20 protein-coding genes and 1 pseudogene are annotated in these 21,237 nt (G+C 45.5%); 15 read left to right on the forward strand and 6 right to left on the reverse strand.

Annotation, left to right across the window (positions count from 1 at the left end; genetic code table 11):
• The first annotated feature begins 46 nt into the window (after window positions 1-46).
• Both ADS79_RS15750 and ADS79_RS15755 read left to right on the forward strand, forming a co-directional pair.
• Window positions 47-1,291: an asparaginase gene (locus ADS79_RS15750; protein ID WP_201783407.1), complete on the forward strand. Its 1,245-nt coding sequence runs from the start codon at window positions 47-49 to the stop codon at window positions 1,289-1,291.
• Between the two features lie 87 nt (window positions 1,292-1,378).
• Window positions 1,379-2,563, forward strand: coding sequence for a M20 metallopeptidase family protein (locus tag ADS79_RS15755; protein WP_049739381.1), 1,185 nt, complete (start codon window positions 1,379-1,381; stop codon window positions 2,561-2,563).
• A gap of 807 nt (window positions 2,564-3,370) precedes the next feature.
• On the opposite strand, the gene ADS79_RS15760 is transcribed toward ADS79_RS15755, so the two are convergent.
• Both ADS79_RS15760 and ADS79_RS15765 read right to left on the reverse strand, forming a co-directional pair.
• Entirely contained in the window at window positions 3,371-3,592 is a 222-nt protein-coding gene (locus tag ADS79_RS15760) for a hypothetical protein (RefSeq protein WP_049739382.1), read from the reverse strand.
• A 90-nt stretch (window positions 3,593-3,682) separates the two neighbouring features.
• Complete coding sequence (locus ADS79_RS15765) at window positions 3,683-4,090, reverse strand: DUF7674 family protein (protein ID WP_049739383.1); 408 nt, start codon at window positions 4,088-4,090, stop codon at window positions 3,683-3,685.
• A 270-nt stretch (window positions 4,091-4,360) separates the two neighbouring features.
• On the opposite strand from ADS79_RS15765, the gene ADS79_RS15770 reads away from it, so the two are divergent.
• On the forward strand, window positions 4,361-5,032 hold the full coding sequence (locus ADS79_RS15770; protein ID WP_049739384.1) for a hypothetical protein: 672 nt from the start codon (window positions 4,361-4,363) through the stop codon (window positions 5,030-5,032).
• A gap of 440 nt (window positions 5,033-5,472) precedes the next feature.
• Here ADS79_RS15770 and ADS79_RS15775 read toward each other — a convergent pair whose 3' ends face one another.
• Together ADS79_RS15775 and ADS79_RS15780 are read right to left on the reverse strand one after the other, a co-directional pair.
• The gene (locus ADS79_RS15775) at window positions 5,473-5,775 is read right to left on the reverse strand and encodes a hypothetical protein (RefSeq protein WP_049739385.1); all 303 of its coding nucleotides are present in this window, start codon (window positions 5,773-5,775) and stop codon (window positions 5,473-5,475) included.
• 15 nt (window positions 5,776-5,790) lie between these two features.
• Window positions 5,791-6,000, reverse strand: a complete 210-nt coding sequence (locus ADS79_RS15780; RefSeq protein ID WP_049739386.1) for a helix-turn-helix transcriptional regulator — start codon at window positions 5,998-6,000, stop codon at window positions 5,791-5,793.
• A 914-nt stretch (window positions 6,001-6,914) separates the two neighbouring features.
• Between ADS79_RS15780 and ADS79_RS36680 the strand changes: the two are divergent.
• The 6 genes and pseudogenes from ADS79_RS36680 to ADS79_RS15805 all read left to right on the forward strand — a co-directional run.
• Window positions 6,915-6,983 (forward strand): annotated as a pseudogene (locus tag ADS79_RS36680) (SOS response-associated peptidase family protein); the annotation flags it as partial.
• Window positions 6,984-7,682: 699 nt separating this feature from the next.
• On the forward strand, window positions 7,683-7,841 hold the full coding sequence (locus tag ADS79_RS36130) for an asparaginase (RefSeq protein WP_328135265.1): 159 nt from the start codon (window positions 7,683-7,685) through the stop codon (window positions 7,839-7,841).
• A 205-nt stretch (window positions 7,842-8,046) separates the two neighbouring features.
• Window positions 8,047-9,717 carry a peptide ABC transporter substrate-binding protein gene (locus tag ADS79_RS15790; protein ID WP_049739388.1) on the forward strand — a complete coding sequence of 557 codons (1,671 nt, stop codon included), beginning with the start codon at window positions 8,047-8,049 and terminating at the stop codon, window positions 9,715-9,717.
• 358 nt (window positions 9,718-10,075) lie between these two features.
• A complete protein-coding gene (locus ADS79_RS15795; RefSeq protein ID WP_049739389.1) occupies window positions 10,076-10,399 on the forward strand; it encodes a hypothetical protein in 324 nt (107 codons plus the stop codon).
• A gap of 244 nt (window positions 10,400-10,643) precedes the next feature.
• Entirely contained in the window at window positions 10,644-11,690 is a 1,047-nt protein-coding gene (locus tag ADS79_RS15800; RefSeq protein WP_161807298.1) for a glycosyl hydrolase family 18 protein, read from the forward strand.
• Between the two features lie 104 nt (window positions 11,691-11,794).
• A complete protein-coding gene (locus ADS79_RS15805) occupies window positions 11,795-12,358 on the forward strand; it encodes an NAD(P)H-dependent oxidoreductase (protein ID WP_049739391.1) in 564 nt (187 codons plus the stop codon).
• Between the two features lie 66 nt (window positions 12,359-12,424).
• Here ADS79_RS15805 and ADS79_RS15810 read toward each other — a convergent pair whose 3' ends face one another.
• Together ADS79_RS15810 and ADS79_RS15815 are read right to left on the reverse strand one after the other, a co-directional pair.
• Entirely contained in the window at window positions 12,425-12,784 is a 360-nt protein-coding gene (locus ADS79_RS15810; protein ID WP_049739392.1) for a winged helix-turn-helix transcriptional regulator, read from the reverse strand.
• A gap of 151 nt (window positions 12,785-12,935) precedes the next feature.
• Window positions 12,936-14,339, reverse strand: coding sequence for a sigma-54 interaction domain-containing protein (locus ADS79_RS15815; protein WP_049739393.1), 1,404 nt, complete (start codon window positions 14,337-14,339; stop codon window positions 12,936-12,938).
• A gap of 255 nt (window positions 14,340-14,594) precedes the next feature.
• Between ADS79_RS15815 and pdhA the strand changes: the two genes are divergently transcribed.
• From pdhA to fahA, 6 genes are all read left to right on the forward strand, one after another.
• Complete coding sequence (gene pdhA, locus ADS79_RS15820; protein WP_141261112.1) at window positions 14,595-15,671, forward strand: pyruvate dehydrogenase (acetyl-transferring) E1 component subunit alpha; 1,077 nt, start codon at window positions 14,595-14,597, stop codon at window positions 15,669-15,671.
• Window positions 15,668-16,651, forward strand: coding sequence for an alpha-ketoacid dehydrogenase subunit beta (locus ADS79_RS15825; RefSeq protein ID WP_049739394.1), 984 nt, complete (start codon window positions 15,668-15,670; stop codon window positions 16,649-16,651). Before pdhA ends, ADS79_RS15825 begins: the two co-directional genes overlap by 4 nt.
• A gap of 20 nt (window positions 16,652-16,671) precedes the next feature.
• The gene (locus ADS79_RS15830; RefSeq protein WP_049739395.1) at window positions 16,672-17,934 is read left to right on the forward strand and encodes a dihydrolipoamide acetyltransferase family protein; all 1,263 of its coding nucleotides are present in this window, start codon (window positions 16,672-16,674) and stop codon (window positions 17,932-17,934) included.
• Entirely contained in the window at window positions 17,935-19,362 is a 1,428-nt protein-coding gene (gene lpdA / locus ADS79_RS15835) for a dihydrolipoyl dehydrogenase (protein ID WP_049739396.1), read from the forward strand. It abuts the gene before it with no gap.
• 211 nt (window positions 19,363-19,573) lie between these two features.
• Window positions 19,574-19,807 (forward strand): DUF1450 domain-containing protein, encoded by a 234-nt coding sequence (locus ADS79_RS36685; RefSeq protein WP_409362432.1) that lies wholly within the window; start codon window positions 19,574-19,576, stop codon window positions 19,805-19,807.
• Between the two features lie 136 nt (window positions 19,808-19,943).
• Complete coding sequence (fahA, locus tag ADS79_RS15845; protein WP_049739398.1) at window positions 19,944-21,206, forward strand: fumarylacetoacetase; 1,263 nt, start codon at window positions 19,944-19,946, stop codon at window positions 21,204-21,206.
• The last annotated feature ends 31 nt before the right edge of the window (window positions 21,207-21,237 follow it).

Here is a 21,237-nt window from a genome sequence, read left to right on the forward strand (position 1 = left end):
TGTTCAAAAGAAGCCGTGCCCTTTGGTTGCACGAAGTAGTCAAAGGGTGTGGCAATTACTGAAGATACCGGCGAAATTTGGCGAGGGATTCAACAGGCAGACGTCGTTTGATTGGCCAATGACAATTATCGCCGGACGGGAGAATGGTGTCGTCGGGTACAAGGATGCTTGGAATCTTCTCGAAACGTATCCACGTACTGCGATTGCGGTGCTTGACCAGGCCAGTCATCTTTTCATGGTGGTAGCGCATAAGAGGAGGAAAGGCATGAAAAATAGACTCGGAAGTGAACAAAGAAGTGAACGTACTTTACCAAGAATTACGATCGTAGCGGTCGGCGGGACAATTGCTGGCAAGGCAACGCATGCTACCCAAACAACCCAATACGACCCAGGTGTTGTCTCTGTGAACTCACTGATTGAGGCGGTACCGCAGATTCGTAGCCTTGCAGATGTAAGCGGGTATCAGGCTGCCAATATTCCTAGCTTCGCTTTGACCACTGATGTTCTGCTTCAACTGGGGGCAGAGGTCAACGAGCGATTAGCGAGCGATTCGTGTGATGGGATTGTGATCACACATGGGACGGATACACTCGAAGAGACTGCGTATTTTCTCCATTTGACTGTCAAGAGTGAGAAACCTGTAGTGATTGTCGGGGCGATGCGCCCTTCTACGGCAATCAGTGCTGACGGGCCACTCAACTTGTATCAGGCAGTAGCGCTTGCTGCAAGTTCTGAGGCCCGTGGACACGGTGTTTTAATGTCCTTGAATGGACGGATCGGCTCAGCGCGTGATACGAGCAAAAGCCAGACGATGACCGCAGATGCGTTTCGATCCGCGGAGGCAGGGCTATTGGGATATATGGTGGACGAGCAGCCGGTTTTGTATTACAAAAGCTTGCGTGCTCACACAACGGCCACCGAATTCGATCTGACCGAGGTTGGCAACTTGCCAAGGGTGGACATCTTGTTTGGTCACAGCGATGACAGTCGTGATTTGGTGGATGCCGCCGTCAAGGCTGGTGCAAAAGGGATTGTCCATGCGGGGACAGGCAATGGCGGCATTTTTCCTCTGACACGGGTGGGGCTTGTGGATGCCGCAAAGGCGGGAGTGGTCGTCGTGAGCTCATCACGAATCGGAAATGGATTGGTTACGGCAAAGCCTGCGGATACCCAGAGCGGGTTTGTCTCTTCGGATAATCTCACTCCACAAAAAGCCCGTATTTTATTAATGCTGGCGTTGACCCGAACGAATGACGCGAGAGCCATTCAAAAAATGTTTGAAACCTATTAAGTAACGGCTACGCGACAATCTAGAAAATATATATCAAATGAGGAGGCAACCTGTTGCGTTGCCTGAAAACTTGAGGAGGTGACTGGCGTGGGAACGATTCTAGTGGAAGACATTCGCAACCAGCTAGCAAACTATTTGACAGAGGTGTATAAACATCTGCATCAACATCCCGAGCCAAGCAATCATGAATGGGAAACGCAAAAATATATTATCCGCGAACTGGAAGACAATCAGATTCCATACAAAGTGATGGCAGAAACGGGAGTGTGCGCTGAAATCAGAGGCGCGAAAGCGGGAAAAACGATTTTGCTCCGAGCCGACATGGATGCATTGGAAATCATGGAGGATACAGGATTGCCGTATGCGTCCCAAAAAGACGGTCTCATGCATGCCTGCGGTCATGATGCCCATGTGGCTGTTGGTTTGGGGGTTGCCAAGCTGCTAGGGCAAAGAGCAGATGATTTATGCGGTACCGTCAAAATCATGTTTCAGCCTGCGGAAGAAAAGCCGCCGGGTGGTGCAATGCGTATGATCAAGGAAGGGATTTTAGAGAATCCCAAAGTAGATGCCGTGATCGGGATCCACACCAATCCGCATTTGCCTGCAGGGCAATTTGGTCTTATAGACGGATGTATTTTGGCTGCGTCGGACCGCATTTTTATTACCCTCTCAGGACAAGGGGGACACGCTGCTGCCCCGCACGAGGGCATCGACGCGATTGCAATGGCAGGACAATTCCTTGCCAACATCCAAAACATCGTATCCCGTCAAGTATCGCCGACAGACCCAGCAGTTGTAACAATCGGAAAAATTGCAGGGGGAACCAGACCAAACGTGTTGGCAGATCGCGTGGTACTGGAAGGTACGGCTCGCGCCATTCGGGAAGAGACGAGAGATTTGCTGGCGGAAAAAATCGAGAAAGCACTGCTAGGGGTAACCGAATATTGGGGCGGCTCCTTTATGTACGAATATGTCAAAGGATACCCTCCCACTTGGAACGACAAGTCCATGACCGACTTGATCAGAAAAGCGGTAGAAGAATGCATGGGAAAAGAGAATATTTATGAAATGGAGAACTGCCTGATGAGCGGGGATGACTTTGCTTATTTGGCAAAAGAAGCTCCTTCGGTATTCATTGAATGGGGAACAGGTACCCCCGAGCTGGACAACTATCCATGGCATCACCCCAAATTCCATGTGAACCTAGAGGCGCTCCCCTGCGGTGTCGCGGTTGTAACCCAAAGTATCCTGCATTTTTTGGGTGAAGAATAACAGCCTAATCTAGCCCCTGTGACTCATTGCGGGGGTTTTTACTATTTCAGGACGAAAACACAAAGCTGGTGAGAGGAACATAAGAAAATTAGCGAAGTAATGGTAGCCTAAAAACGGCATGGTAGAAGATGATGCATTTGCTGTCGAGATGGCATACGTTTACACCGGAAGGGATGGAGTGAAGATAATATTTACGACTTCAAAGAGCTGCGTGAGCAAATCTCCGCAAACATTGTGTAATGAAGGGTAGCGTAACCCATTACTTATGAATAACTCGCGGATGTGATTGTAAACACGAACATGTAAATCCGGAAAGACAATGGCAACTTCACTGGGGGATAGTTGGAATCTGTCTGATGGCTGTTCAATCAAGTAAGGCACTTCCATAGCATCTAGGGCTTCTTTTAGGTAACTTAATTCACCCCAGCTTACCGAATAATAAAACGACTTTCCATGTAACCAACTCCTTTGTTGTGATTATGACATAACGAGTTGGGACAAAAAAAGTGATTTAACACAAGCTCAATTATGTAAAACACTTCACGTTGCTATGAGTTTATCGAAAAGGAGAGCTGAAGCAATCAACGATAACAAGTAAGTAATTTGTTCATCATTACCATCAAAAAGTGTACTTACTGCCGCGAAGATGGGAAAAGAGAAAAGAACAATTAATAGGGTTTTTGCAATACTAGGTGACATGCTACAACCTCCAAACGAATGGATATAATTACCAAATCATTTATGAAGATTGTAAACCAGAAGAAACGATCATTAAAGTGCTTTTGAAATGAGTTAGTAACACAACGTTCAGAATGATAAACCGTACGTCAAAATCAGTTGTCTAAGTGCAGGGTCCCCGAAAATGATGAATAGCAGGAGCAAGATCACTAATAATCCGCAGACCAAACTAATCGTTGCAAAGACCGTACTTAATTTGGCAATCAACGGAAATATTACAATAAGCAATACTCCAAAAGAAAAGACAATAAGTAACAGCATTTTGAATATGAAAGGAGCCCAAAATTCCATGCTCTCGCCCTCCTGAAACCCCAATTTTTACCAATCATACAGTTTAGGGGGCATTCGTGAAGCGGTTTAACAATTTGTGTAATTTAGAAATCAGTCTTCAATACCAACAAAAGGGATTTTTCCAGACCAAAAACGATTCAGTGCATCCCACCATCGTAATGAGACTGGATGTAAGTAACAAACAAAAACTTCCGGATCTAATTCAACATGTGAGGAATGATTTTGTAATGATTCAAGAAATCCAATTGTCGCAGCTTCTCTAACATAACTGTCACCATTGGTATGGAGGTTCTCCACAACCTCGAATATGCCAGGAAACTCATCGAGCATTTTCTTTTGATAAAGATCCACAACGTGACTAGTGAAATCTCCAATATCGACATAAAGGAGACGCTCTTCACCATCGTCATATGAGTCCCTTACGTATTCTAGCCATCTTTCTTTATAGGAAGGACAGGCAGATAAAAAAAAGTCCATAATTTCTTGTTTTTGGATCATTCGATTATCACTCCAACAAAGGTATATCGAAATGTTATCACATTAACAGCTAAAATAGTTATTGAGATAAGACGCCAACATCATCCAAAGTAAAAACCATCCTGATATCGAGTGGTCTGAAGGATTGAGGTGATAGTTTTTAGCTACTTTCTTAATTACTCCAAGAATAAGTTTTGATAGGCACCCGTTGAAAAATAAATTAGCGAAACAAAAGCGCCAAATAACCGTCTAAGTAACTGTGAATATTTACAATATTTTGGAGGCTGAGTCATGCGACGTAAATTAAACGTATTTTGGTTTGCGATACTCGCCGTTTTTGTTTGGAGTGGCTTAGGTGTGGATTCATTGGCAGCAAATCAAATGCCGGTACAAGTACAGCCGACGATTGAACACATGAAAGTATTCAGGGAAAGTGTGGGTACACTCGACTATGAAGAAACCTGGTTTAACTCCACAACAGGAGACTGGCGATCTGATCTATTTAGCTATAATTCCAAAACACCAGCAAACGGAACATTTTTAAGAAGCATTGTTACAGAAAAAGGGTATCGTGAATATTTACTTAAAACAGAGAATGGCGGATTTACAGGAGAAACATGGATCAATCGAGAGCCTAATAAACGCCCCTATCAATCCTTATTTCAAGATGTAGCAAAGGAGTACAAAAAAAGCGAATGGAAATCTGTTGGAACAGTGAATTTCTTTGGGAAACAAGTGAAGAAATTACAGCGATTATCCACTGATCCAAAGGGTTACCCATTGAAATATATTGTCTACCTTGATCTTTCTACAGGACTCCCTATGAGAGAAGAATATTATTTCAACAAAGATACTTCTCCATGGCTAATAAGTACCTATTTTTTTGACAAGGTAATCGATCCAAACGGAACAATTTTTAAAGATGTTTCAGGGGTAACGCTCAGAGAAATCGAGTCACCTTGAAACAACGCACAGAGAAAAGAAAAGGAAGTGGTGTATAGACGCCACTTCCTTTTCTTTAATGACCGTCGAAATTAGTGATTGCTGTTTTTAACCCGCCTACTGTTGTAGCTGTTACTTGACCACGAAATAATAGGGGCATTATTTTATTGGCTACCATACATATTTTTGTATAATTCGAATCGATCATGCTGCGGTTTAGAGGTATCGAGTGCATGAAGGTAACTAGACCTTTTTATTTCCTTCTCGAACAACGATACACAGCATGAGATCGTGTATAACGTTAAAGTGCTGAAAGCAGAATGTCAAGCACGCCTGAACAACTTTCTGCATACACTTACCAACGAGCAAAGGAACGGGCGGACATAAAATGAATAGAGGGATAACAGCAGCACAAAACCCGCCAGGCAAAAAGATTTGGCGGGTTTCTTATTGTGTGGATGTCATTCAGGCAACTCAACGATCGTATCGTCTAGTGCTTTCTCAAGCCGGCTCTTTAGTGTCCTTTTCTGATCAAGCGTTTCACCTAATAGCTGGGCTATGGAAGGTGGAATGGGTCTTTCAGCTGGTGCGCTAAGCGTTTCCTGGATCCAGGAAATCTCATCGTCGAGTACCTGCAGCCTCGCCAACACATTCCGTACCGTCATTTTCCCATCTGCTTGCTGCAGAGCCTTTTCGCTTTCCCATGAGACGTGCCGGCTGTTGTTCTTTATGTCATTCCAAAAGCTGATGTCTGATTGTGACATGATGTAGATTCCTTTCTAATCCTCTTTCTTCTTTCTGCCACGAGGTCGCGGCGTATCTATCCAAGTTTGAATCTGCTCCCGAAGCCAGATGGGACCACTCGCAAGTACCTTTACAGGCTCCGGGAATTGTCCACGTTCAAGGTAAGTCTTAACATATTGCTTCGATTTTCCAACCATATCGCTAACCTCTGCTAGCCCCATGATGTCGTCCAATTCTACTTGCATTTAATTCCTTCTTCCATTCAATGCCGTTACTAAAAGGTATCCAACCGATATAACCAGGATGAGCTGCTGCCACCATGAAGCTGATGGGGAGTATGTCACGGCCAGTGCGAGAGCTAAGGAGCCACGGGTGGAGAGTAAATTGGAAGCGTCTAATTTTCTTCTTCTCATGGTATACTTGGGATAAAGGGAGGGGGAGTTCTTCCCTCTTTGGATCATCTGCGACGTTTACCTTTCTGGGGGCGTCGCTTTTGTTTTGGCTTCGTTCTGTCTCTCGGTAGTATCTGGCCTTTTATAACCGTGTATAGGAAAGTATCAGTGGAAGCCATTCTTTTATCCATCCCAAGCTTGTCACCTCCATATGACTAAATTATACCATTTTGTGTTACTTAGTACTACATTTTTATAGTTTATACATGGTTTACTCATATACAGCTAGACATTATGTCGAAGTGGCTTTGTTAACAGGGGAGGATAGCGATTTTCTATACGTTCAGCCGCTTATTAAAGTCCGCGTCAAATTCCGCAACTTGACTAAAAGTGGCATGTTACGGTCACCCGTTTTTGTCGAATCTATTTTGTCCGCTTAGCATTAGTTAAGCAACATGTTCAAGAGTTATGATGATTGTAAGAGGTGATCCTGTAGATACGGTAGATTTACAATCGTAATTGATGCTGACGCATTACTAAATCGCTTTGATATTGAGGATTTCCCGTTCGATTGGCGAGAGGGTTAGAACTTTGCTCCAGGACAGAAAATTCCAGCAATCATTGAGGACAAAGGAGAAAGGCGGTAGTCCAGCTGAAATGCGGTATAGTTCCTTACTAGCCCAAAAATTAATAAGTAGGGTAAGAGATGATCAACGCAAAATGGAGACCTTACCAGAGAAACCCGCCTTAAAAGTCTATTTGCCTGAAAGCGTTGCATTATTCCTGCGGATGGCTATTACGAGTGGAAGGAGATGGAAATTAAAAGCAGCCAATGAGGGTCATTTTGAAGACAGGAGAACCTTTTGCAATGGCTGGCTTCTACATATGTCGGACAAGGCGTGTCAAAAGACACGCCTTGTCTGAAGACGATTCATCTCATGATTAAAATCACGAGTGTTCTCTGCTGATTCAAAAATGAATATCGTATAACACGCTATTCTTTCGTTAGGCAATCTACCGAAAGAATAGCGTGTTTTCGTTTTGAGGAGTAACTGATCTCCTTCACTTGATGAGCATGTGGCTGTACCCTAGAGTGTAAAAACTCTTCCTTTGTGAACAATGAGGAGCCTCCTTTCCTCGCAGGTGATAAATGTTGATAAATGTTGATAAATGTCCAAGCGATATGGCTCATACTGCAGAAGGAAAAACCGGATGATTGTGTGATAGCACTAGGGAGATTGGTAACGGTTGAAGGTATGTCTACGTGCGAAAATAGGAAAGACAAACCTATTGCAAGAATCGAACAACCTTTCAATTTTAACAGGTTGACCTATTAATGACCTCCAGAAAAAGTGTGTCGCCTGTTTTCTTTTGTTATTAGTAAGAAAATTCATTATTATTAGAAAAATAATTCCAATTGGCATGGCGCTTGCTTGTATAAAAGAGTAAAACATTCCAATATTCGCAAATAAAAGGAGACTTCTTACGAATCCCGTAGCTGACATATACTCTCACATCTCGGCCACCACCCCGAAATGGTTGGGGGAAATAACCGTTATTGGACAGATCTGATGATGGCTTTTGGTGGCAGGATCATCGGGAAAGCCGGTGTTGAATCTGCATACGGCTTGGGTGGTAGAGATACGGATCTAGGCATCGCCGTAAAGATCGAAGACAGAGGAGCACGAGCATGAAGTGCTTCACCAGCTAGGAATCGGCGGACCATTGAACAATCTTGCGGAATACACCAATCGGGCGATCACGATCATGAGCGGCACAGTTGTTGGCTGCATTCACGCTTCAGCCTGAGAACCATTCCTTGCGTGTATAAATGGCATCTCATCCTGGGGCCATTTATCTATAACCATTTCTTCACCCAAAAAAGGGGGTCAATCATTCATGAAGTTGCAAAAAGGATGGAAGCTGCTCAGCTCGGCAGCCCTGGCAGTAGTTCTTGCTTTGACAGGTTGTAGCCAAACGGCAGCTCCGACACAACCAGGCACAGAGGCTACTACGGGACAGACGCCGCAAGATGACGGTGGACAAGCTGACATGACCGCGATGCTAAGACTCAATTTGAAGACGGAACCACCTTCTCTCGATCCACCAAAAGGATTTGACACCACATCCAATGAAGTGTTGAATGCCACCATGGAAGGATTGGCACGTCTGGACAAGGATCACAAGCCACAACCGGCGATGGCAGAAAAGTGGACCGTGAGCGAGGATGGCAAAACCTACACGTTCACTCTGCGTGACAGCAAATGGTCCAATGGAGATCCAGTTACTGCACAGGATTTTGAATTCGCTTTCAAGCGCATTCTCGATCCGAACAATGCATTCCCATCCGCTTTCCTCGCATACTACATTGCGGGCGCAGAAGAGTACAACACTGGAAAAGGGAACGCAGACGCTGTTTTGGTGAAAGCTTTTGATGACAAGACATTGGAAGTGAAACTCAATGCACCGGCAGGCTTCTTCACGCACATCCTCACCCAGCCGACTTTCTTCCCAGTAAATAAGAAGGTCGTCGAGAGCAATTCGAAATGGGCTGAAAATGCTTCGAGTATTGTAACTAACGGTCCATTCAAGATGGAAGATTGGGTACATGACCAGTCTATCAAAATCGTTAAGAACGATGGCTATTGGGACAAGGATTCTGTGAAGTTAGCCGGAATTAACTGGTTCATGGTCAATGATGAAAATACCCAGTACCAAATGTATAAAACAGGTCAGCTAGATAAGGTGTCAAGCGTCCCGAATGACATGAAAAAGCAGTTGATTGACTCCGGAGAAGCCAAAGTCGATTCAGACGCATCGATCTATTACTATCGTATGAACACAAAGATGCCTCCATTTAACAACGTGAACATCCGCAAGGCTTTTGCGCTCGCCATCGATCGCCAATCGTTGATCGACAACGTTGTACAAGGCAAACAGACTCGGGCATTGGCCCACGTACCTTACGGTTTCCCTGAGCCGGCAGGCGGAGATTTCCGCGAAAAGGGCGGGGATTACCTAAAGGACAACGACATCGAACAAGCAAAAGAACTATTGAAAAAAGGCATGGAAGAGGAAGGCTGGACTACTCTCCCACTGGTAACAATGACCTACAATACGAGTGATGGACACAAGGCAATCGCACAGGTACTGCAAGAAATGTACAAGAAAAACCTCGGTATAGAAATAAAACTAGAAAGCAAGGAATGGAAAGTGTTCCTGTCTGACCAGCGTGCTCGTAATTTGCAGTTCTCCCGATCTACCATTCCGGCAGACTATGGCGACCCGATCAACTACCTGGAGCTGTACGTAACCGATCACCCAGGAAACAGGATCAACTACAGCAATAAAGAGTACGACGCACTTGTAGAAAAAATCCGCAACACAGCCGATGAGACGGAACGTTTCAAATTGATGCATGACGCGGAGAAAATTTTCATGGATGACATGCCGCTCGTGCCGATCTATTTCGCTACAAAAATATTCATGGATCAACCAAATGTAAACGGCATCGTTCGCCACCCTGTAGGAACAACAGACTACAAGTGGGCGGAGGTCAGAAAAAAATAGTAAGATCAATGAAGACAAGGTTTGTGTTAAAAGGAAGCTCTTGTCTTCATTTTACATCCAGGAGCGAGATGAAAAAAACAAGTAGCCTTTGTTGCGAAAATGGACCGTTAGTGCCATGAGTTAAGCATCTCTGAGGATAATCACATCGAAGTGATCCGGGTCGAACTGAGTCACGAGTAGAGATTCTGCTTCTCGATTTCCTCTTTGAGCTTCCGCAAGGAGGAAAAAATCTTATTCATAATGGTTGCCTCCCCTAATTGATGTGCTATCGGGAGATACGTTCCCCTCGACTGCCCACAAGTTACTGAACTGGATCGGCTACACTTAGTTGGACAGAATTAAGTTTAAAGAGAAATTGATGTCTAGAAGAATCCAAAATGCGAATGCAGTACTCGATAAAAATCATAAAGAAGATTATCTAGAAATGTTCGATAGAAAATATAATTTATCATCGAACGATATAATACGCTTTAATTTCTTTAAATTTATAGAGATATTAGTTAGAAAAGCAATATTTGATCAGGAATTATTCATGAAAGAAATAAAAGAGGTAGTAAATAGTAACAATTCAACGAAATTGCCTATCCCCATTTCTTTCTTACAGACGTGGTATGGGGACCTATCAGATGAAGATTTTATAGAACAGTCGATGCAGAGGGCTAGGGGATACTCGCGCGTTTGATTTCGAATATTGGAAAAGGGTAGTTGCTTTCGATCAAAATGTCAGCAGCATCGATATCTACATACCACTCTAGGAATTGGAAAGTACGTGATGTAGCCCGTTTTCGCTTGCGTATAGCGAGACGGGCTTTTTCTTTGCCATGTTTGACCACAAAAGCCTGCAATCATCCCTCGTGATCTTGGATAAACTAACAACGACAAATCATCTCATGAAAGGAACCAAGGCATTGAGGACATATCGCTTCGTGATTTTGATTCTTCTCCTTCTTTTTCTGAGCTCGTGCCATACATACAAGCAGTCTGAGCAGAATCAACAAGGCAATCCAAAATCGTACCAGATTGATGGAGCCGGGAAAGCTGTACCAGAGCGTATTGTGATGGGCTGGAATGCTTTTGGGACAACGGATACGTATATCGAACAAAATCATGTCTCTCCCAATTTAAATGTGGTTTCACCACGCTGGCTATCTCTGGATTCAGAGCATCTCATCACGGGTGAAGTAGACCCCGCCTATGTCGAATGGGCGCATCAATCGGGTAAACAGGTTTGGGCATTTTTGGGGAATCAGTTTGACCCAGAGTTGACTGATAAACTGCTCAGCGATAAGAACAATCATGTGAAAATGGCAGAAAAGCTGGAAAAAGTATTTGTAGAGCATAAAATTGACGGGATCAATGTCGACTTTGAAAATATCAAAATGGAGAATAAGGACGACTTCGTATCATTCGTTCGGCAGTTGAAGAAGTCATTTTCGCCACATGGCATCATCGTGTCAGTCGATATCACCCGTGAAAATCCGGACCCGTACTGGTCAGGGAGCTATGATCGTGCGGAGCTTGGAAAAATCGCAGATTACATCATCATGATGGGGTATGACGAGGATTTGGGAGCTGGTGAAAAAATTGGCTCTGTCGCTTCGTTGCCTTGGGTAGAGGAAGGGATCCAGCGTTTGATCAAAGATGTGCCACCCTCAAAGGTAATATTGGCAGTTCCTTTTTATATGAGAGAGTGGGTCACGAATTTAAAAACCAAAAAAGAAACGCGATATGATCGAAACATGCTCGAGGTAGACGAAATCATAAAAGACAAGGGCTTGAAAAAGAAATGGGACAAGAATGTCAAACAAAATTATGTGGAGTTTGTAGAAAACGATGAAAAGCATCAAATTTGGCTGGAAGACAAAGAATCCTTGCAGCAAAGAGTAGAGCTTGTGAACAAGTACGATTTAAAAGGAACCGCAGCCTGGTTCATCGGGCAAGAAACACCGGAGATTTGGCCTGTTTTTCATTGAACACTAACTTTTAGGTAAGTAGCTGAAATAAAAGTGCATACTTACTCATTTGCAGCGGGTGCTTTATGCTCTAGGAGTAAATCGTATTTGAGGAGGTCAACACGATGAAGACTCTGATAGTCGTATCGCACCCGAGCATGGAAGCATCTGTTATCAATAAGAGATGGGTTCAAGAGCTCAAAAAATATCCTGAGAAGTACACTGTTCATGAATTGTATAAGATGTATCCAGACGGAAACATTGATGTGGAAAAAGAACAGAAATGGATTGAATCCCATGATCAGCTGATTTTGCAGTTCCCGATCTACTGGTTTAATTGTCCGCCTCTCCTTAAAAAATGGCTTGACGATGTATTTGCTTATGGCTGGGCATATGGCTCGAATGGCGGGGATAAATTAAAGAACCGTAAAGTTGGCTTAGCCGTATCTGCCAGAATAAAAAAAGAAGATTATAGTGAACAGGGTAGATACCGCTATACACTGGCAAAATTATTGACTCCTTTTGAAATTACCTTCCTGTATTGCCACGCTGATTATCGCTCGTTCTTTGCCTTTTATGGGACAGAAGATGCACCTGGTGAAAATATGCCTGGTGCAGAAAATGAGACGCCAGAGCGCCAGCTGGAAAAAAGTGCACGTGATTATTTGGATTTTGTTGACACCCTGTAAGAAAACAAAGAAGAAGTATTTCCTTGTACAGGAGATACTTCTTTTCCTTAGACGAAATAGCTGTGTTTATCCCTTTGCTAGCTCCAGCTCTGACAACATGTCTTTCTCTCCCCACTCGCACATCATATGTAACAGGGGAATGAGAGAAAGACCACGTTCCGATAAGGAATATTCAACTTTTGGAGGTACTTGGGGAAATTCCTTGCGAATAATGAGACCATCCGCCTCCAGCTCTTTTAACATGATGCTCAGTGTTTTAAAAGAAATGGTGCCGATACTTCGCTTCAGCTCATTATGTCGCAAAACCTTATTTTCATAAAGCCAATACAAAATGATCATTTTATATTTTCCGCCAATTAAGGACAACGTATATCCAAAGCCAGTGTTTTTTAGCTCTACGCCGGTTGGCACACAGGTTTCGCGCACGCGTTACACGCTCCTTTCGATGCGTAGAAGATAAACATGTACATACGTGATATTTTATAGGGTTGATAAGCGAAGGTAAAGCAAGATCAATAAGTAGATGACAGACTGAAACCTCCCTTTGCAATAGATTGGGTGGTGGATTCACAGCAGGCTATTTGCCGTCTCTCTTTTTGCGGACAAGCGTGGAAATGTTTACCTTTAGAAGATCAGCGCACTCTTGCATCGTTTTGGTCTGGGCGAGCATGCGATAGATATATTCCTTTTCAAACCGCTGAACGGCTTCTTTAAGCGGCAGGGGTGTATCGAAAGACTCGATGGTCACGGGCAGCGAGACTTTTGTGGAACGCTGGATCGAGGTAGGGAGCTCATCGACCTTTATTTTTCCATTTTCACACATATGATAGGTGCGTTCTACAACGTTTTTCAGCTCTCGAATATTCCCGGGCCAATCGTACTGCGTCAATGTCTCCATCGCTTCTGGCTCGATTCGTTTTTCCAGCTCGTATTTTTGCTCCATTTTTTTCAGGTAGTAAAAAACCAGGGCAGGAATGTCCTCACGCCTCTCTCGCAGCGGCGGGATCGTGATAGAAAGTACATTAAGCCGATAGTACAAATCCTGACGAAATCGCTTCTGCTCAACCATCGCTTCGAGATCACTATTGGTTGCGGCGATAATACGCATTTGGACACGACGTACGTTTTTTCCCCCCAGTCTTCTGATCTTTCCATCCTGCAAGACATTCAGCAGCTTGACCTGGAGTGGATAGGGCAGATCGCCAATTTCATCGAGAAAGATCGTGCCTTTGTCAGCCAGCTCGAATAGTCCTTCCTTGGCATGATTCGCCCCCGTAAATGCTCCTTTTTCGTATCCGAATAATTCCGATTCCAGCAGATGGTCAGGAATCGCTCCACAGTTGATTTTAATGAAATCCCCGCCAAGACCGCTTTGAGTATGAATGTAATTGGCCAGGACATCCTTTCCGACACCGGATTCTCCTAGCAGCAGCAAAGGGGAGTCGTTCTTGGCAAAGCGCTGCGCAAGTGCAACGATCCGGTGCATAATGCCACTGCGGTAAACCAGCTGTTCATTGGATTCGCTGCCGTTTTGGATTTGTTCCAATGCCTTCTGGAATTCAGCGTTGATTTGCCGCGTTTCCTCCAATTCTCTCTGCAATTGATTTAATTCGGTAATATCCCTGACGTTGCCAACAACAAAGAGCAGCTGCTGATTTTCATCGAGAACAGGAGTTGCTGTATTGATTGTTTTTCGCCCATTTCCGTAATCAATCGCGGTGCTGTAGATTTTCTTCGTCTGAATCGCTTTAACCGCTGTGGAATCCGAAACGATTTCCATATCCAGCTGTTGAATAAAGCTGTAATTGTCCAGGATGTCAGCAGAAACCCCTGTCAACTGCAAATAGGCTTGATTATAAAGAAGTACGTATCCTTTTCGGTCACAAATGGCCAAACCGTCATGGGATGTATTAAAGATGGTGGAAATGAGACCGAGTAGCTCGTTCTTATCATTGGTTTGGAAGTGATGAGTTTTATGCATGTTGGTCCCCTCCTGTTTACCGCAACGATTGAATTTCACACAAGATTGAATGGAAGCGCGTACATAACCAATAGTCAAAAATAATCATTCATGTGCATTTTTGCATATGCAAAAATGGAAGTTGTAAGAAGCAATCCTTGTACATGGCACTGTATTTGGCAAAATTCGAATTGGCATACTTTTTGCTCTATTCATTTTATATGATAACAGCCAAATATCATATGGTTTTCATTCAGTTGAAAGCGAGGGATTGTAATGAATGATGGAACAAACATGTATCAAGTGCTTACTCCGGATGGAGAGCTTCTTGAAAATATAGGCGACAAGCTGGACGCTGCGATGATTGTAAAAATGTACGAGAGTATGGTACTCGTTCGTGCTTTTGACCGCAAATCTGTCCATTTGCAGCGCCAAGGTCGTATGGGGACGTATGCACCGTTTGAAGGGCAAGAAGCAGCACAAATTGGAAGCGCTTTAGCACTGTCTCCTGGAGACTGGATGTTCCCAACCTATCGGGACCATGCGGCGGCTATTATCCATGGTCAGTCTTTGTCTCGTGTGTTTTTGTACTGGATGGGCCATATGGAAGGCAGCATTAGTCCACAAGGGAAAAACATTATGCCGCCGTGTGTACCGATTGCAACACAAATGGTTCATGCAGTTGGTACTGCCTGGGCTAGCAAGCTCAAGCAGGAGAAGCATGTCAGTCTCGCCTTTTTCGGAGATGGTGCCAGCTCGGAGGGTGATTTCCATGAGGCGCTTAACTTTGCAGGTGTCTTTAAGACGCCAACGATCTTTTTGTGTCAAAACAACGGATATGCGATTAGCGTTCCATTATCGCAGCAGTCCGCTTCGAAAACGATTGCCCAGCGCGGGGCAGCGTATGACATTCCGGGAATTCGCGTTGACGGGAACGATGTGTTTGCAGTCTGGTTGACGATGAAAGCAGCGATTGAGCGAGGAGATTCAGGACTTGGTCCTACGTTGATTGAAGCGGTGACCTATCGTTATGGAGCGCATACGACTGCCGATGACCCAACGAAATACCGCGACCAGCACAATCTGGCAGAAGAGTGGAGAACCAAGCGTGACCCCATTGATCGCCTGCGCAAATATATGGAAAAGCACGGCCTGTGGAATGAAATGAGAGAAGCCGCTCTGAACAAGAAGGTAGCCGATCAGATCGAAAAAGCACTGATTGAAGCAGAAAGCTATCCGAAGTCCAAACCGTCTGATATGTTCCAGCACGTTTATGCAGAACCGACGTGGATGATCCAGGAACAGGAGCAGGAACTACCGCAGCCAAAAGGCGAGAGAGGGGTAACAGCATGAGCAGAAAATTAACGATCATCCAAGCCATTACGGAAGCGATGGATCAAAAGATGTCCGAAGATCAGCGTGTCATGCTGCTTGGCGAGGATATCGGCGTCAATGGCGGTGTATTCCGTGCAACTGACGGTTTGCTTGAAAAATACGGTTCGGATCGAGTAGTCGATACACCACTGGCCGAAGCAGGTATCATCGGCTCTGCGATTGGTCTTGGGATGAACGGGATGATTCCCATCGTCGAAATTCAGTTTCTCGCTTTTATTTACCCGGGCTTCGAACAAATCGTCTCCCATGCAGCGCGAATGAGATATCGTACGCGTGGTCAATATCACGTTCCGATGGTTATTCGTACCCCTTATGGTGCTGGTATTCGTGGACCAGAGCTCCACTCCGAGAGCGTGGAAACTTTTTTTGCCCATGTGCCCGGACTGAAGGTAGTGGCACCTAGCTCACCGTATGATGCCAAAGGCTTGCTCATATCTGCCATTGAGGACCCGGACCCTGTGGTCTTTTTAGAACCAACGAAAATTTACCGTGCCTTTAAAGAAGAAGTGCCTGAGGAAATGTATCGGGTACCGATTGGAAAAGCAAAGGTGATTCGTGAAGGCAGTGACGTATCTATCTTTGCGTGGGGAGCAATGGTGCGCGTAGCCGAGGATGCCGCGAAGCAGTTGGAGCGTGAGCGCAGCTGGTCATGTGAAGTCGTGGATCTACGCACGATTTATCCACTGGATCGGGATGCGATAGTGAAATCGGTGAAAAAGACAGGTCGCGCGCTTGTGGTCCATGAAGCACACAAAACAGCAGGCATGGGTGCCGAAATTATTTCCATCATTAACGAGGAAGCGCTGATTTATATGAAAGCTCCTGTAAAACGGATTGCTGGTTTTGATGTACCTGTACCACAATTCTCGATTGAGGACGATTATTTGCCGACGAGCGAACGAGTAAAACAAGGGATCGCTCAGACCATTCAATTCTAGCAAAAGGAGGAGCTTGTCTTATGGTGGAGTTTAAGCTTCCAGATGTGGGAGAAGGCATGCATGAGGGTGAAATTTTGCGCGTGCTTGTGAAAACCGGCGAGTTTGTCCAAATGGATCAGCCGATTTTAGAGGTGCAAACCGACAAGGTGAATGCGGAGCTGTCTGCACCGGCTTCAGGTGTGATCACTGAGATTTTCTATACCGAGGGAGATACGGTTCATGTAGGTACCACCCTGCTAACCATTGACAATGGGACGAAAACAGAGGAGTCGACGACGATATCTGCAAGCGAGGATGTCAAACAGATTGAGAGGAAAGAAGAAGAGCCAGTAGCTCCTGCACCTGCAGGGCAGGCGATCAAGCGTGTACTGGCGACGCCGTTTGTCCGGCAAATGGCGAGAGAGATGAAAATCGACATCGAGCATGTACAGGGAACCGGTCCGATCGGGCGAGTAACAGAAGAAGATTTACGCCGTTTTACGCAAGGAGCGAATGCGAAACCGTCAAAGAGTACGATCGCAGAGCAACCGGTGCAGACTGCTCATTCACCTGTGAAGTCATCTTTGCCGACCAATCAGAACAGAGAAGAGCGTATCGTGTTAAAAGGCATCCGTAAAAAGATTGCAGAGCATATGGTGAAATCCGTCACGACGATTCCACACGTCACATCTGTTGATGAGTTTGAAATGGATGAGTTGAAGGCCGTACGGGAGAGAGTGAAGCCATTCGCTGAGAAAAAAGGCGTCAAGCTGACCTTCCTGCCATTTTTCATCAAAGCGTTGGTACTTGCCTTGAGAGAATTCCCTATGCTTAATTCTTCCCTCGATGAAGAGACAAACGAAATTGTATTGAAGCATTATTATCATATTGGCATCGCAACAGATACACCCCAAGGCTTAATCGTTCCTGTTATCAAGGATGTGGATCAAAAATCCATTTTTGAGCTTGCCAGGGAGATTAGCAGCCTGGCACAGCTGGCGCGGGATGGAAAGCTCACCATGGATCAGATCACGGGTGGTACCTTTACGATTAGCAACGTGGGGGCAATCGGCGGATTACAGGCGACACCAATTATTAACCATCCTGAAGCAGCAATTCTCAGCCTTCATAAAATGGAGAAGCGTTGGGTTGTTCGAGAAGATGAGGGAGTAATCCGCTGGATGATGAACACGTCATTATCGTTCGACCATCGCTTGATTGACGGAGTGACAGCTGTGAAATTTACCAATCGGATCAAGGAACTGATCGAGGAACCGAATCTGTTGTTTGCGGAGATGATATAGATGGTAGTAGGGGAAGTAGCGGTAGAAACTGACGTAGTTGTGATTGGGGGAGGCCCTGGTGGCTATGCTGCAGCGATTCGATTAGGCCAATTGGGGAAATCGGTCGTTCTGATTGAAAAAGAAGAGCTTGGCGGCGTTTGTCTAAATAAAGGCTGCATCCCTTCCAAGGCATTCATCCATGCTGCTGGCGAATTCCACAAGCTCTCTGCTGTTTCCAAAATGGGGATACGCTTGCCACAAGGTCGTGTCTCGTTTCACATGAATGAGTGGCAAGGCTGGAAATCGTCCGTCATCTCACAATTAAACAAAGGTGTCAGTCATCTTTGTGAGGCAAACGGAGTGACAGTGGTTAAAGGAACCGCTACCTTTTTGTCAGAAGATCGCATCGGTGTAGAGACTGGACGGGATTTTGAGACCTACAAGTTTGCCCAAGCGATAATTGCCAGCGGCTCACGGCCATTTATCCCTGGTTTCCTGGAACGGGATGGCATTCATATTCTTGATTCTAGTGATATCCTACAGCTCGAAGAAGTTCCTGAGAATTTGGCGATCATCGGTGGAGGCTATATCGGGATGGAAATGGGCATGGCGCTTGCCAAGCTCGGAGTAAATGTCACCATTATCGAGGCTGCTGAGCGGATTTTGCCGCAAATTGGCGCTGCTTTTTCCAAAGAAATTCAAAAGCAAGCCAAGAAACTTGGAATGACTATCAAAACTTCTACCAGAGTGGAGTCCGCTACAGTCGCAGACGGTCATGTAGAGCTGAAGATAACTTCTGAAAAGGATGGCGAAGAACGGCTTATTCAAGACAAGGTATTGGTCACGATCGGACGTGTGCCGAATACGGGTATGATTGGGCTGGAGCAAGCGAAGGTACAGACAGATGAACGGGGCTACATCCCTGTTGATCAAGCATGTCGAACAAATCAGCCGCATATCTATGCGATTGGCGATGTGACTCCAGGGGTGGCGCTAGCGCATCGGGCAGCCAAGCAAGGTGTCGTAGCGGCTGAAGTCATTGGTGGTTTGCCAAGTGCGAATGATTCTGATTTGGTTCCCTATGTGATTTTTACAGAACCACAGGTAGCAGGAGTCGGATTGACAAAAGAAGAGGCTGAGCGGCACGGATATACGGTGAAATCCGCCACATTTCCTTATGCAGCAAATGGCAGGGCACTCGCAACCGATGAGGGCAATGGCTTTGCAGAGGTAATCGTAGATGCAGAAAGTCATCTGCTTTTAGGCATGCATGTCATTGGAGCTGAGGCATCAAACTTGATTGGAGAAGGCGTGCTCGCGTTGGAATTGTCAGCTCGGGCAGAGGATCTTGCTATGACGATGCACCCCCATCCTACACTGAGCGAGGTTTGGATGGAGGCTGCGGCATGCGTACTCGGACATGCTATTCATGTGGTGAATAAGAAATAAGAAAAGAAGCCCCGGTGGATCCACTCGAATCTGTAAAAAGCGAGTTGATGCGACTGGGGTTTTGGCATTTCGCAAAAACACTTTCATCATGCACAGATGAAACGAATAAAAGGACAACCGGGTCAAAGTACAGACGCGTCACCGCATGCGTTTGCGCAGTTGAAAGCGGGATAGTACTATCAGATTATTCAAATAGATAGCGTTTTCAGGAGTGATCCAATTGGGAAACAAAATCCGTTTTTGTCCGTGCAATCAACTGACTTGTGCATCCGAAATGAAAGAAATGCTAAGGAGTAGGCCAGATACAGTCGTGGAAGATCATAAATGCCTGAATTTCTGTGGTCAATGTCTGGTAGAGGGATTTGCTTTGGTGAATGGAAGGAATATCACGGGGTGCACAGAGCAAGAGCTGATGAACAACATTTTCCATTACTTGGGGGAATGACCGCTCGTACAAAGGGAATGCCTATTGCATGACGAATCTATTTCATGATGCATGATGTTTTCGGAGTTTTCTAATGCCTTTTTATTCGCAGGATGCCTTATCTATTTCCAAAAAGCGCATCCGAGGAGGAGTATTCGTGTTACGTTCCTTTATAGAGGTTTGGCCTGATTCTCACTTTCCGATTCAGAATCTTCCGTACGGTGTCTTCCGTCCGAAACGTGGTGGTGAAGGCAGAGTCGGTGTTGCGATTGGTGAATACATACTTGATTTATCCGTTATCGATGATGCTGGTCTTCTTGCGGACACAGCAGCTGGAGGGAAAGGAATCTTTCATCAGTCCTCCCTGAATGCATTCATGGCGCTTGGAAAATCGACATGGACTGAGGTGCGTCGTAGGCTCCAGCAATTGCTGAGCGCTGATGAACCAACCTTGCGCGATCATGTGAAGCTGAGAGAGGCTGCGTTATTGCGTCAAACAGACGTCCAGATGTTACTGCCAGCACAGATCGGTGACTACACGGACTTTTACGCGTCCAAAGAGCATGCGACGAACGTAGGAATCATGTTTCGGGGCAAAGAGAACGCCCTGATGCCGAACTGGACTCACTTGCCTGTAGGGTATCACGGACGGGCGAGCTCTGTCGTGCTGAGCGGAACAGATGTGCGTCGGCCAAAAGGGCAAATGAAAGCACCAGATGAGGCCATCCCTCATTTTGGAGCATGTCGGCAATTGGATTTTGAATTGGAGATGGGATGGTTTATTGGCCCTGGAAATCCGAGAGAAGAACCGATCTCTGTTAAAAATGCAGAGGACCACATCTTTGGTCTTGTTCTCGTAAACGATTGGAGCGCGCGCGATATTCAATCGTGGGAATACCAGCCGCTTGGACCATTTTTGGCAAAAAACTTCGCGACCTCCATCTCGCCATGGGTCGTTCCGCTTGCGGCATTGGAACCGTTTCGTGTGGCGGGACCGAGGCAAGAGCCAGAGCCGTTGCCATATTTACAGACGCCAGACAAAGCCGCGTTTGATATTCGGTTGGAGGTACACTTGCGCGGATCACGTATGGAAGAGCCAGAGCGCATTGCGACGAGTAACTTCCGCCATTTGTACTGGAGCATGTCCCAACAAATCGCTCATCATACGGTGACTGGATGCAATTTGCGGCCTGGCGATTTATTGGCATCGGGAACGATCAGTGGACCCGAAAAAGAAAGCCGTGGCTGCATGCTGGAGCTGGGTTGGCGCGGAACAGAGCCGATTGAGCTTGGAAAGGGAGAAAAACGAGCGTGGCTTGAGGATGGCGATCAAGTCGTGATGACGGGCTGGTGCCAAGGAGATGGGTACCGGATCGGTTTTGGAGAAGTGACGGGCTGCGTTATGCCTGCTTTGGACTAGCAGGGATTTTTGAAACGGAACACAGAAAAAG

Origin of the sequence: Brevibacillus reuszeri (genome assembly GCF_001187725.1) — a bacterium.
GTDB lineage: Bacteria > Bacillota > Bacilli > Brevibacillales > Brevibacillaceae > Brevibacillus > Brevibacillus reuszeri.

What these genes read in the sequence shown, in the direction of transcription:
- ADS79_RS15825 (WP_049739394.1), top strand. Translation starts at nt 15,668, where the DNA reads ATGAGCAGAAAATTAACGATCATCCAAGCCATTACGGAAGCGATGGAT.
- ADS79_RS15830 (WP_049739395.1), top strand. Translation starts at nt 16,672, where the DNA reads ATGGTGGAGTTTAAGCTTCCAGATGTGGGAGAAGGCATGCATGAGGGT.
- ADS79_RS15775 (WP_049739385.1), bottom strand. Translation starts at nt 5,775, where the DNA reads ATGTCACAATCAGACATCAGCTTTTGGAATGACATAAAGAACAACAGC.
- ADS79_RS15765 (WP_049739383.1), bottom strand. Translation starts at nt 4,090, where the DNA reads ATGATCCAAAAACAAGAAATTATGGACTTTTTTTTATCTGCCTGTCCT.
- lpdA (WP_049739396.1), top strand. Translation starts at nt 17,935, where the DNA reads ATGGTAGTAGGGGAAGTAGCGGTAGAAACTGACGTAGTTGTGATTGGG.
- ADS79_RS15780 (WP_049739386.1), bottom strand. Translation starts at nt 6,000, where the DNA reads ATGCAAGTAGAATTGGACGACATCATGGGGCTAGCAGAGGTTAGCGAT.
- ADS79_RS15795 (WP_049739389.1), top strand. Translation starts at nt 10,076, where the DNA reads ATGTCTAGAAGAATCCAAAATGCGAATGCAGTACTCGATAAAAATCAT.
- ADS79_RS15805 (WP_049739391.1), top strand. Translation starts at nt 11,795, where the DNA reads ATGAAGACTCTGATAGTCGTATCGCACCCGAGCATGGAAGCATCTGTT.
- ADS79_RS15790 (WP_049739388.1), top strand. Translation starts at nt 8,047, where the DNA reads ATGAAGTTGCAAAAAGGATGGAAGCTGCTCAGCTCGGCAGCCCTGGCA.
- ADS79_RS36130 (WP_328135265.1), top strand. Translation starts at nt 7,683, where the DNA reads ATGGTTGGGGGAAATAACCGTTATTGGACAGATCTGATGATGGCTTTT.
- ADS79_RS15770 (WP_049739384.1), top strand. Translation starts at nt 4,361, where the DNA reads ATGCGACGTAAATTAAACGTATTTTGGTTTGCGATACTCGCCGTTTTT.
- ADS79_RS15760 (WP_049739382.1), bottom strand. Translation starts at nt 3,592, where the DNA reads ATGGAATTTTGGGCTCCTTTCATATTCAAAATGCTGTTACTTATTGTC.
- pdhA (WP_141261112.1), top strand. Translation starts at nt 14,595, where the DNA reads ATGAATGATGGAACAAACATGTATCAAGTGCTTACTCCGGATGGAGAG.
- ADS79_RS15815 (WP_049739393.1), bottom strand. Translation starts at nt 14,339, where the DNA reads ATGCATAAAACTCATCACTTCCAAACCAATGATAAGAACGAGCTACTC.